The organism is Streptomyces sp. NPDC058052, from assembly GCF_042885515.1.
GTDB lineage: Bacteria > Actinomycetota > Actinomycetes > Streptomycetales > Streptomycetaceae > Streptomyces.
The window spans coordinates 141,574-153,261 of record NZ_JBHVRX010000019.1; the positions used below are offsets into that span (position 1 = coordinate 141,574).

General features: G+C 74.3%; 10 protein-coding genes and 1 pseudogene. 2 read left to right on the forward strand and 9 right to left on the reverse strand.

Translation table 11 applies throughout. The features are described from left to right. Nucleotides 1-37: 37 nt before the first annotated feature. From ACFVU3_RS25185 to ACFVU3_RS25205, 5 genes are read right to left on the reverse strand one after another with little or no spacing between them, the layout of a single operon-like run. Nucleotides 38-1,171 carry an acyl-CoA dehydrogenase family protein gene (locus ACFVU3_RS25185; RefSeq protein WP_390069505.1) on the reverse strand — a complete coding sequence of 378 codons (1,134 nt, stop codon included), beginning with the start codon at nucleotides 1,169-1,171 and terminating at the stop codon, nucleotides 38-40. Further along, nucleotides 1,168-3,090 carry a biotin carboxylase N-terminal domain-containing protein gene (locus ACFVU3_RS25190; RefSeq protein WP_390069507.1) on the reverse strand — a complete coding sequence of 641 codons (1,923 nt, stop codon included), beginning with the start codon at nucleotides 3,088-3,090 and terminating at the stop codon, nucleotides 1,168-1,170. Before ACFVU3_RS25190 ends, ACFVU3_RS25185 begins: the two co-directional genes overlap by 4 nt. An 8-nt stretch (nucleotides 3,091-3,098) precedes the next feature. After that, entirely contained in the window at nucleotides 3,099-4,697 is a 1,599-nt protein-coding gene (locus ACFVU3_RS25195; protein ID WP_390069509.1) for an acyl-CoA carboxylase subunit beta, read from the reverse strand. 31 nt (nucleotides 4,698-4,728) lie between these two features. Beyond that, nucleotides 4,729-6,411 (reverse strand): acyclic terpene utilization AtuA family protein, encoded by a 1,683-nt coding sequence (locus tag ACFVU3_RS25200; protein WP_390069510.1) that lies wholly within the window; start codon nucleotides 6,409-6,411, stop codon nucleotides 4,729-4,731. After that, nucleotides 6,408-7,211: a TIGR03084 family metal-binding protein gene (locus ACFVU3_RS25205; RefSeq protein WP_390069512.1), complete on the reverse strand. Its 804-nt coding sequence runs from the start codon at nucleotides 7,209-7,211 to the stop codon at nucleotides 6,408-6,410. The genes ACFVU3_RS25200 and ACFVU3_RS25205 overlap by 4 nt, the downstream gene beginning before the upstream one ends. A gap of 334 nt (nucleotides 7,212-7,545) precedes the next feature. Between ACFVU3_RS25205 and ACFVU3_RS25210 the strand changes: the two genes are divergently transcribed. Then, a complete protein-coding gene (locus tag ACFVU3_RS25210; protein WP_390069514.1) occupies nucleotides 7,546-8,958 on the forward strand; it encodes a VanZ family protein in 1,413 nt (470 codons plus the stop codon). Between the two features lie 114 nt (nucleotides 8,959-9,072). Next, entirely contained in the window at nucleotides 9,073-9,645 is a 573-nt protein-coding gene (locus tag ACFVU3_RS25215) for a dihydrofolate reductase family protein (RefSeq protein WP_390069516.1), read from the forward strand. A gap of 55 nt (nucleotides 9,646-9,700) precedes the next feature. Here ACFVU3_RS25215 and ACFVU3_RS25220 read toward each other — a convergent pair whose 3' ends face one another. The 4 genes and pseudogenes from ACFVU3_RS25220 to ACFVU3_RS25235 all read right to left on the reverse strand — a co-directional run. After that, on the reverse strand, nucleotides 9,701-10,165 hold the full coding sequence (locus tag ACFVU3_RS25220) for a hypothetical protein (RefSeq protein ID WP_390069518.1): 465 nt from the start codon (nucleotides 10,163-10,165) through the stop codon (nucleotides 9,701-9,703). Between the two features lie 50 nt (nucleotides 10,166-10,215). After that, the gene (locus tag ACFVU3_RS25225) at nucleotides 10,216-10,395 is read right to left on the reverse strand and encodes a DUF1272 domain-containing protein (RefSeq protein WP_390069538.1); all 180 of its coding nucleotides are present in this window, start codon (nucleotides 10,393-10,395) and stop codon (nucleotides 10,216-10,218) included. A 248-nt stretch (nucleotides 10,396-10,643) separates the two neighbouring features. Beyond that, nucleotides 10,644-11,429: an ABC transporter permease gene (locus tag ACFVU3_RS25230; RefSeq protein WP_390069519.1), complete on the reverse strand. Its 786-nt coding sequence runs from the start codon at nucleotides 11,427-11,429 to the stop codon at nucleotides 10,644-10,646. Next, a pseudogene (locus ACFVU3_RS25235) lies at nucleotides 11,426-11,688 on the reverse strand (ABC transporter); the annotation flags it as partial. The pseudogene ACFVU3_RS25235 and the gene ACFVU3_RS25230, both read right to left, overlap by 4 nt.

An 11,688-nucleotide genomic window follows, 5' to 3' on the forward strand; every position in this document is an offset into this window, starting at 1 on the left:
CGGCCGGACGGCCCCCGGCGCCGCCGGAACCCCGGGCTCAGTACGACTTGGGCAGCCCCAGGGTGTGGGCCGAGACGTAGTTCAGGATCATCTCCCGGCTGACCGGGGCGATCCGGGCGACCCGGGACGCCGTGACCAGCCGGGCGAGGCCGAACTCCTTGGTCAGGCCGTTGCCGCCGAGGGTGTGGACGGCCGCGTCCACCGCCCTCACGCACGCCTCCGCGGCCGCGTACTTGGCCATGTTGGCGGCCTCGCCCGCGCCGAGGTCGTCGCCCTGGTCGTACAGCTTCGCCGCCTTCTGCATCATCAGACGGGCCAGTTCGAGCTCGATGTGCGCCTGGGCGAGCGGGTGGGCGATGGCCTGGTGGGAGCCGATGGGCGCCTTCCAGACCTGCCGCTCCTTGGCGTAGGCGACCGCCCTGTCGAGGGCGTACCGGCCCATGCCGATCGCGAAGGCGGCCGTCATGATCCGCTCCGGGTTGAGGCCGGCGAAGAGCTGGAGCAGCCCCGCGTCCTCGTCGCCGACCAGCGCGTCCGCCGGCAGGTGGACATCGTCGAGGGTCAGCTCGAACTGCTTCTCGTCCGCGTCGAGTTCCATCTCGATGTGGCGCCGGCCGAAGCCGGGGGTGTCGCGCGGGACGATGAAGAGGCACGCCTTGAGGTTGCCGGTGCGGGCGTCGGAGGTGCGGCCGACGATCAGGGTGGCGTCGGCGATGTCGACGCCCGAGACGAAGACCTTCCGCCCGTTGAGGACCCAGCCGTCCTCGGTGCGGGTGGCGGTGGTGGTGATCCGGTGCGAGTTGGAGCCCGCGTCCGGCTCGGTGATGCCGAAGGCCATCGTCCGCGACCCGTCGGCGAGGCCGGGGAGCCAGGCCGCCTTCTGCCCGTCGGTACCGAAGCGGGAGAGGACCGTGCCGCAGATCGCCGGCGACACCACCATCATCAGCAGCGGGGCGCCCGCGGCCCCGGCCTCCTCCAGGACGATGGACAGCTCGGCCATGCCGCCGCCCCCGCCGCCGTACTCCTCCGGCAGGTTCACGCCCAGGTAGCCGAGCTTGCCGGCCTCCGCCCACAGGGCCGCCCGGTCGAATCCGGGACCGTGGCGGCGGCCGAGCGCGGAGACCGCGGCGCGGAGCTCGGTGTGCTCTCGGGGCTCGATGTCGGTGCTCATGCTGTCTGGTCCTCCTGTGCTTCGGTCTGTACGACGGCGAGCAGGGCACCGACCTCGACCTGGCGGCCGGGGGCGGCGTGGAGCGCGGTGAGCGTGCCGGAGGCGGGAGCGACGACCCGGTGCTCCATCTTCATGGCCTCCAGCCAGAGCAGGGGCTGCCCCGCCTCGACCCGGTCGCCGACCGCGAGGCCGTCGGCGAGCCGGACGACGGTGCCGGGCATGGGCGCGAGCAGGGAGCCCGGAAGGGTCTGCTCGCGCGGGTCGGTGAAGCGGGGGCGGGGGGCGAGCCGGTGCGGGCCCACGTGGACGACGCCCGCGTCCCCCGGCCCGTACGAGGCCACCTCGAAGTCCCGTACGACACCGTCGGTTTCGAGGCGGACGCGGTCGGGCGCGGCGCTGACGACCCGCACTCCCCCGGGGGCAAGGACCTCGAAGCCGCCGTCCCGGGTGGGCCGGTAGCGGACCTCGTGCTCCCCGTACGCCCTGGTCTCGTCGCCGGAGCGGACGTTGCGCCAGCCGCCGCCGAAGCGGCCGGAGTTGCGGGACGCCTCGGCCAGCGCGGCGGCGACGGCCGCGTGCTCCGCGCCGGCCGGCGGGACGGCGAGGGCGTCGAGGTGCCGCTCGTAGAAGCCGGTGTCGAGGCGCCGGTCGTCCTGGAAGTCGGCGTGCCGCAGCGAGGCGACGAGGAGGTCCCGGTTGGTGGCGGGCCCGTGGAGGACCGCCCGCTCCAGCGCGTGGGCCAGCCGGCGGACGGCCTCGGCGCGGGTCGGCGCGTGCGCGACGACCTTGGCGAGCATGGCGTCGTAATGCACCGGCACGGTGTCCCCGGAGACGTAGCCGGTGTCGACGCGGACGCCGGGCACACCGAAGGCGTGCAGGCGGCCGGTCTGCGGGGCCCACTCCGCGGCCGGGTCCTCCGCGTAGAGCCGGGCCTCGACCGCGTGCCCCCGGGCGGCCGGCGGCTCCGGCGGGAGCGGGGCGCCCTCGGCGACGGCGATCTGGAGGGCGACGAGGTCGACGCCGTACACCTCCTCGGTCACCGGGTGCTCGACCTGGAGCCGGGTGTTCATCTCCAGGAAGTGCGCCCTGGGGCTCCCCTCCGCCCGAGCGGAGCCGAGAGCCCGGGGGACGTCCTCGACGAGGAACTCCACCGTGCCCGCGCCGGCGTAGCCGACCGCCTTCGCCGCCGCCGCCGACCGCTCGTACAGCTCCTCGACGAGCGCGGCCGGCAGGCCGGGCGCCGGGGCCTCCTCGATCACCTTCTGGTGCCGGCGCTGGAGGGAGCAGTCGCGGGTGCCGAGGGTCCAGACCGTGCCGTGGGTGTCGGCGAGCACCTGCACCTCGACGTGGCGCCCGTTCTCCACGTACGGCTCGACGAACACCTCGCCGTCCCCGAAGGCGCTCGCCGCCTCGGCCGAGGCCGCCTCCAGCGCGGCTTCGAGACCGGCGAGCTCGCGGACGATCCGCATCCCGCGTCCGCCGCCGCCCGCCGCCGCCTTCACCAGGACGGGCAGGTCGTCCTCGGTGACGTCGGTGAGCGGGGCGATGCCGAGGAGTTCCTTCGCGCGGGTCTTGGACGCCATCGCCTCGATGGCCTCCGGCGGCGGCCCGATCCAGGTCAGCCCGGCCTCGGTCACGGCCCGCGCGAAGCCCGCGTTCTCGGAGAGGAAGCCGTACCCGGGGTGGACCGCGTCCGCGCCCGCGGCGAGCGCCGCCGCCACGACGAGGTCCCCGCGCAGATACGTCTCCGAGGGCGCGGCCCCCGGCAGCCGTACCGCCGCGTCGGCCTCCCGCACGTGCAGCGCGTCGGCGTCGGCGTCGGAGAAGACGGCGACGGTCCTGATGCCCAGCTCGCGGCAGGTGCGGAAGACGCGGCAGGCGATCTCGCCGCGGTTGGCGACGAGCAGCGTGGAAATCACCTGGTGCCTCACATTCGGAAGACGCCGAAGCCGCCGCGCGCGCCCTCGACCGGTGCCGTGTGGATCGCGGACAGGCACAGCCCGAGGACCGTGCGGGTGTCGCGGGGGTCTATGACCCCGTCGTCGTAGAGCAGGCCGGAGAGGAACGCCGGCAGCGACTCGGACTCGATCTGCGCCTCGACCAGGGCCCGCAGACCGGCGTCGGCCTCGTCGTCGTACGGCTGCCCCTTCGCCGCCGCGGAGGCCCGCGCCACGATCGACAGCACGCCCGCGAGCTGCTGCGGGCCCATGACGGCGGACTTGGCGCTCGGCCACGCGAAGAGGAAGCGGGGGTCGTAGGCCCGGCCGCACATGCCGTAGTGCCCGGCGCCGTAGCTCGCGCCCATGAGGACGGAGAGGTGCGGGACCTTCGAGTTCGACACCGCGTTGATCATCATCGCGCCGTGCTTGATGATGCCGCCCTGCTCGTACTCCTTGCCGACCATGTAGCCGGTGGTGTTGTGGAGGAAGAGCAGCGGGATGTCCCGCTGGTTCGCCAGCTGGATGAACTGGGCGGCCTTCTGCGACTCGGCGGAGAAGAGCACGCCCTGCGCGTTGGCGAGGACGCCGACCGGATAGCCGTGCAGCCGCGCCCAGCCGGTGGCGAGCGAAGGGCCGTAGAGCGGCTTGAACTCGTCGAAGTCGGAGCCGTCGACGATCCGGGCGATCACCTCGCGCGGGTCGAACGGCGTCTTGAGGTCGCCGGGCACGATCCCGAGGAGCTCCTCGGCGTCGTACTTCGGCGGCTCGGCCGCCACCGGATCCGGGTGCGCCTTGCGGTGGTTGAGCCGGGCGACGATCCGGCGGGCCTGCCGGATCGCGTCGGCCTCGTCGACGGCGTAGTGGTCGGCGAGACCGGAGACGCGGGCGTGCATGGCCGCGCCGCCCAGGGACTCGTCGTCGCTCTCCTCGCCGGTCGCCATCTTCACCAGCGGCGGGCCGCCGAGGAAGACCTTCGACCGCTCCTCGATCATCACCGTGTGGTCGGACATGCCGGGCACGTACGCCCCGCCGGCCGTCGAGTTGCCGAAGACGACCGCGATCGTCGGGATCCCGGCGGCGGAGAGCCGGGTGAGGTCGCGGAAGAGCGCCCCGCCCGGGATGAAGATCTCCTTCTGGGAGGGCAGGTCGGCGCCGCCGGACTCGACGAGCGAGACCACCGGGAGCCGGTTGGCGTACGCGATCTCGTTGGCGCGCAGCGCCTTCTTCAGCGTCCACGGGTTGGAGGCGCCGCCGCGCACGGTCGGGTCGTTGGCGGTGATCAGGCACTCGACGCCCTCCACCACCCCGATGCCGGTGACCAGGGAGGCGCCCACGGGGTAGGCGCTGCCCCAGGCGGCGAGCGGGGACAGCTCCAGGAACGGCGAGTCCGGGTCGACGAGCAGTTCGATCCGCTCGCGGGCCAGCAGCTTGCCGCGCCCGCGGTGCCGGGCGGTGTACTTCTCGCCGCCGCCCGCGAGCGCCTTGGCGTGCTCGGCGTCGAGGGCGGAGAGCTTCTCCAGCATGGCGGCCCGGTGGGCCTCGTAGTCGGGTCCGCCCGTGTCGAGGGCGGAGGCGAGGACGGTCACAGCGGTCCCTCCGGAAGGTCGGGGCGGGCGGTCACAGCAGGGCCTCCGGTACGTCGACGTGCCGGGAGCGGAGCCATTCGCCGACCGCCTTGGCCTGGGGGTCGAAACGGGCCTGGGAGGCGACGCCCTCGCCGAGCAGCCCCTCGACGGTGAAGTTCAGCGCCCGCAGGCGGGGCAGTACGTGCCGGGTGACCCGCAGGTCGGCGGTCTCCGGGAGGAGTTCGCGGAACAGGTCCGCGGTCAGGGTGTGGACGAGCCACCGCCACTCCGTCTCCGTCCGCACCCACACCCCGACGTTGGCGTCCCCGCCCTTGTCGCCGCTGCGGGCCCCCGCGATCCGCCCGAGCGGCGCCCGCACGGCCGGCCCCGGCGGCAGCGGCGCGGGAAGAACCGGCTCGGGCACGGCCTCCAGGGCGCGGGACTCCGGCGGTACGGGGATCGCGACGCGGGTCCCGTCGGGGAGCACGGCCGTGTGCGGGACGTCGGCGGCGGGCACGTACGCGGTCTCGAAGACGCCGTAGGGGGCGCCCTTGCCGGGCGGGGCGGTGACGTGGAAGCCGGGGTAGCTCGCGAGGGCCAGCTCGATCGCCGCCCCCGTCAGCGCCCGGCCCACCTTCTCCGGGTCCCGGTCGCGGACGACGAGCCGGAGCAGGGCGCTCGCGGTCTCCTCGGTGGCCGCGTCCTGGCGGTCGGTGCGGGCCAGCTCCCAGCGGACCTCGGCGGGCGGGGCGGCGGCGAGCGCGGCGCCGATCTGCTCGCGGACCAGCGCGGCCTTCGCCTCGACGTCGAGGCCGGTGAGGACGAAGACGACCTCGTTGCGGTGGCCGCCGAGCCGGCAGCGGCCCGCCTTGAGGGTGGGCGGCGGCGCCTCGCCCCGGACCCCGTCGATCCGCACCCGGTCGGGCCCCTCCTGGGTGAGCCGGACCGTGTCGAGCCGCGCGGTCACGTCGGGCCCGGCGTACCGGGCCCCGGCCGTCTCGTACAGCAGCTGGGCGGTGACGGTGCCGACGTCGACGACACCACCGGTGCCGGGGTGCTTGGTGACGACCGCGGACCCGTCCTCGTGCAGCTCGGCGAGCGGGAAGCCGGGCCGCAGCAGGAGCTTCGGGTCGATCTCGCGGAAGAAGGCGTGGTTGCCGCCGGTCGCCTGGGTGCCGCACTCCAGGACGTGTCCGGCGACGACGGCCCCGGCGAGCCGGTCGTACTCCTCCGGGCCCCAGCCGAAGTGCCACTGGGCGGGCCCGGTGACGAGCGCCGCGTCGGTGACCCGGCCGGTGACGACGACGTCCGCGCCCGCGGCGAGACAGGCGGCGATCCCCGCGCCGCCCAGGTAGGCGTTGGCGGTCAGGACGCCCGGCCCGGACGGCAGCAGGTCGCCCTCGACGTGCGCGACGCGGGTCGGCAGGCCGAGCCTGCCGGCGAGCGCCCGCAGGGCGTCGGCGAGCCCCGCCGGGTTGAGCCCGCCGGCGTTGGCGACGATCCGCGTGCCGCGCTCGTGGGCCAGCCCGAGGCCCTCCTCCATCTGCCGGAGGAAGGTCTTCGCGTACCCGCCGGACGGGTCCTTCATCAGGTCCCGGCCGAGGATGAGCATGGTCAGCTCGGCGAGGTAGTCGCCGGTGAGGACGTCGAGCCGTCCGCCCGTCAGCATCTCGCGGACGGCGGCGAACCGGTCGCCGTAGAAGCCGGAGGCGTTCCCGATCCGGAGCGGCGTCACCGCGCGCCCCCCTTCGGCGCGCGCCCGGCGCCGGCCGGTCCGGCGAATGCCTGCGCGATCCGCAGCCAGTGCTCGGCGCCGTCCCCCTCGGCCCGCAGGGCGGTGTCGTCCCGGTGCACCCGCTGGGTGACCAGCAGGCAGAAGTCGAGGGCGGTCCCGGTGACCCGCTGTCCGGCCTCCTCGGGCCCGAACGTCCACGTCGCGCCGGACGGCGCGACGAGTTCCACCCGCACGGGCTCGGCGGGCGGCTGCTCGCCCCGCACGAGATGGGCGTAGTCGCGGGCCCGGTGCCCGATCCAGGCGACGTGCCGCAGCCGGGCGGTGGGAGTGCGGACGACGCCGAGCGCGTCGGCCACGTCCTGCCCGTGCGCCCAGGTCTCCATCAGCCGCGCGGTCGCCATCGCCGGGGCGCTCATCGGCGGCCCGTACCAGGGGAACCTGTCGCCCGGAGGCACCGCGAGCAGCGCCTCCCGCAGAAGCTCCCGCCCGTCCCGCCAGCGCGCCAGCAGCTCGGCGGGCGGCAGCGCGGCCCCCTCCTCCGCGCCGTCGCCGACGAACCGCTCGGGCGCGGCGAGCGCCTTCTCGACCTCCGCGGCGAACGCGCCGGGATCGGTGACGGCGAGCAGGGCGGCCCGGTCGGTCCAGGCGAGGTGCGCGATCTGGTGGGCGACGGTCCAGCCGGCGGCGGGCGTCGCGAGCGCCCACCGCTCGTCGCTCAACCCTCCGACGATCAGGTCGAGTTCATCGCCTTCGGCACGCAGGTCGGCGAGAACCGTACGGACGGCGCCGGGGTCGGACACGGTGCGCTCCCCTCGGGAGGACGGGCCTGAGGAGTCGGAGCATGGCAGCGATCCGAGAAACAATCAAGCATGCTTGCTTGAAAAAGTGTTCCGGTGCGGACGGCGGCGGGAGATCCGGCCGGAGGGACACCCGGATCCGGCCGGAGGGGCGCCGGGATCCGGCCGGAAAGGTGCCCGGATCCGGACAGTCCGGGCCGCTCCGGCCACCGGACGTGGATCTTCGGCGTGGAACACGTACGACGTCCGAAAGCCGCGGGGGTCCGCGGCCCTCCGCCTTCCGGCCGGCGGCCCCGGCCCTCACCCCCTCACCCCCTGACCCCCGAGGAACACCTCTGTGCTGACCGCGATCTTCCAGGACCGACTCGGCCACCTCGCCGGCTGCGCGCTGGCCGCCCTCGTCCTCGGGGGCGCGGCCTGGTGGGCGGCCCGCCGCCGGGGGAGCCCGCGCGGCCCGTGGTGGGCGGGGCTCGCCGCCACCCTCACCGGAATCCTCGGCGTCACCTTCATGGGGAGCGGCCCTGCCCTCGGGACCTGCGTGGTCAACCACGACGTCCTGGAACCCTTCCGCACGACGCAGGGGTGGTGGAACCTGGCGATGACCGTGCCGCTCGGCTTCTTCGCCCTCGGCGCCGTCCGCCGCCCGCTGCCGGTCCTCGTCGGGGTCGTCGCGCTGCCGCCGGCGATCGAGTTCGTCCAGGGCTCCGTGGACGGACTGGGCCGGATCTGCGACAGCTCGGACGCCCTGATGAACGTCCTCGGCGGGCTCGCGGGCGCGGCCCTGGCGGCCCTGTTCCTGCTGCGCGCCCCGGGCTTCGCGCCGCGGGCCTGGGCGCGCGGCGCGGGCGTCGCCGCGGCCGTCCTCCTGGTGGCCGGGACGGTCCTCGCGAGGACCGCGATCATCTTCACCCACCAGGACGGCACGGGTCTGTCCCCCGCCGGTCCGGCCCAGCACAGGGCGGCGGAGGCGGCGGTGCGGGAGGCGTTCGGCGACGGGTACGGCGTCCGGAACGTTCTCCACCAGCCGTGCCTGGACGTGCCCTGCGCCCACCTCGTCTTCGGCGTCCTGCCTCCCGGCGCGGCCCCCGGGGACCCCGGGGGCACGGGTTCGCTGTCATGGCCGGACGGCAAGCGCCTGACCGTCGAACCGGGGACCCCCGGCTTCACCGGCCCGGGCTCGGCGCCGGGCTTCCCGGTGCCGGGCGCCGGCGCGGCGCCGAGGACGGAGGCGGAGGCGTACGAGACCGCCCGCCGCTACATGCGCGCCCACTACCCGTGGGCGGAGAGCGCCGGCGACACGACGACGTACCCGTTCGGCCCCCGGGCGGCACAGGGCTGGGTCACCGCCTGGCGCTGGATGGACGGCGGCATCGTCATGCCCCGCACCCTGAACGTCCACGTCGACCGGACCGGCCGCGTCGCCCGCGTCGACGTGACCCTCGGCCCCACGCGCCTGGACCTCCCGGACCCGGAGCAGAGCGCGGACCAGGCGGCCGGGGTCGTACGCCGGCATCTGGAGGCCGGTGCGAAGGGGCGGGGGCTGCCGCCGGGCCTCCGGATCGAGGCGTACGACCTGCGGGCGGTCGAGCGGGGCGGCGCCTGGCACCCGGAATGGATCGTCGGCATGGTCCACGACGAGACCCCGCAGGAGCTCGACCCGCGCGTCTCGGACACGACGGAGCGCCTGTGGGTGGACGCGGTGACCGGCCGGCTGTACCGCGACGGCTTCAGCCCGAGGCCCGGCGCGTAGAAGAGCCGGCGGGGACCGATGAGTTTCGCCGGGGCCTCCGGTCCACCAGCATGAGAACGAACGAGTACACCCCGGCGGACGGCAACGGACGCACCGACAGACGAGGAACACGCCATGCGCACTCTGATCACCTCTGCCTTCGTCTCCCTCGACGGCGTCGTCGAGGCCCCCGGCGGCGAGGAGGGCTACCGGAACGCCGGCTGGACCTTCAAGGACATCGACTTCCTGCCGGAGGCGTACGAGATCAAGGGCCGCGAGCAGGGAGAGGCGACCGCGATGCTGCTGGGCCGGGTCAGCTACGAGGCGTTCAGCCCCGTGTGGCCGGGGATGGCGGACTTCGCCGAGTACAAGGAGATGCCGAAGTACGTCGTCTCCACCACGCTCACCGAGGACGACCTGGTCTCCGACTGGGGCCCGACGACCATCCTCCGCACCCTCGACGAGGTCGCCGCCCTCAAGGAGACCGAGGGCGGCCCGATCATCGTCCACGGCAGCGCGACCCTGAACCGCGCGCTCTCCGACGCCGGTCTGGTCGACCGCTACCACCTGCTGGTCTTCCCGGTCCTCCTCGGCGCCGGCAAGCGGCTGTTCAGCACCGCGGACAAGGACGCCCAGAAGCTGAGGCTGGTCGAGCACGAGACCTACGCCAACGGCATCCAGAAGCAGGTCTTCGACGTCGTGCGGTAGTCCGGCCGGGCTGACGGCTGCCGGCCGGCAGCCGTCAGCCGGCACTCGTCAGTCGTCAGCCGGCGCGCCGGTAGCTCTCGCTCGATCCCTCGCCCGAGTCGTTGGTGAGGATCAGCTTCTCCTCGCCGTCCTCCTCGCCGAGCTTCAGCGGGGCCAGCTGCCGGCCGGCCCAGCCGCAGTCCGCGTCGGCCAGGAAGTGGCGCCAGACCTTGTCGGCCTCGGAGGGCACGGCCTTCACCGTGCCCTGGCAGGTGTCGCTGCCGTCGCTGGTCCAGAAGGTGCCGTCGGCGGAGATCCGTATGGTCCAGGGAGTGTCACCGCCGCTGACCTCCTTCCACTCCCCGACGACCAGGGCCAGATCGGCACCACCGGCACCGCCCGCACCACCCGCGCCGCCCGACGCCCCGTCCTGGGGCTTCGCGTCCTGGGGCTTCACGGACACGTCCGAGGTCTCACAGCCCGTCAGAGCGAGCACCGCACACATGGCGGCCCCGGCCGCCCCCCGCGTCCACATGTTCATGGGCCCCACCGTACCCACCGCACGTCATGTCCCTGACCAGGGGAGTGATGTCACGTCACCCGGCGCGGGCGCGGGACGAGTTCGCCCCCGCAGTTGGGACAGACGCCGGACATCGCGTCCGTACAGGGCACGCAGAAGGTGCACTCGTACGAGCAGATCCGGGCGGGTCCGTCGGCCGGCAGGGCCGTCGTCCCGCAGCGTTCGCAGCGTTCGCGCATCTCCAGGGCCATCTCGGGCTCCCCCTCGTTCCATCGGTTCCACCGGTCGGTGGATTCCATGATCGGCGGGAGGCCCGGCGGTCCGAAACAGGGCGACGGCCAGAGTTTCGACAGGATCGGGCCGGACGCGCCCGGACTCGGACCGGGAGCGGACCCGGAGCGGACGCGGACCCGGGCCGGGAGCGGACGCGGACCCGACGCGACCGCCCCGCCGGCGGGAGGGCCGGCGGGGCGGGGAGGGCTTCGGGGCGGTTCGTGTCCTACCGGGGGTCCTTGCCGAAGGTCTTCGTCGACCAGAGGTAGCCGAGGACGGTGAGGCCGGCGCACCAGGCGAGGGCGAGCCAGCCGTTGTGGCCGATCCCGGTGCCGAGGAGGAGGCCGCGGAGGGTCTCGATGGCGGGGGTGAAGGGCTGGTACTCGGCGAGGGGCCGGAACCAGCCCGGCATCTGGTGGACGGGGACGAAGGCGCTGGAGATCAGCGGCAGGAAGATCAGCGGGAGGGCGTTGTTGCTCGCGGCCTCGGCGTTCGGCGAGACCAGGCCCATGCCGACGGCGATCCAGGTCATCGCGGTGGCGAAGAGGACGAGGAGACCGAAGGCGGCCAGCCACTCCACGGCGGTGGCGCCGGTGGAGCGGAAGCCGATCGCGACGCCGACCGCGCCGACCAGGACCACGCCGGCCACCGACTGGAGGACGCTGCCGACGACGTGCCCGACGAGGATCGAGGGCCGGTGGATCGCCATGGTGCGGAAGCGGGCGATGACGCCCTCGCTCATGTCGTTCGAGACGGAGACCGCGGTGCCGATGACGGTGGAGCCGATGGTCATCAGGAGCAGTCCGGGGACGAGGTAGGCGACGTACGCGTCGCGGTCCGCGCCGCCCATGCCGGCGCTCATGGTGTCGCCGAAGATGTAGACGAAGAGCAGCAGCATCATCACCGGGGTGAGCAGCAGGTTCAGCGTCAGCGACGGGTAGCGGCGGGCGTGCAGGAGGTTGCGGCGGAGCATCGTGGACGAGTCGCGGACGGCGAGGGCGAGGGTGCTCATCGGACAGCCTCCTTCGGCTGGGCGGGGACGGCGGCGGGAACGGCGGTGAGGGCGAAGAAGACGTCGTCGAGGTCGGGCGTGTGGACGGTGAGCTCGTCCGCCTCGATCCCGGCGGTGTCGAGGCGGTCGAGCAGGGCGTGGAGCGCCCGCTGGCTGCCGTCGCCGGCGATCTGGAGGGTGAGTGCCTCGTCGTCGCGGGTCGCTTCGCGGAGGGCCGTCGCGGCGGTGCGGTAGGTGTCGGGGTGGGTGAAGCGGAGGC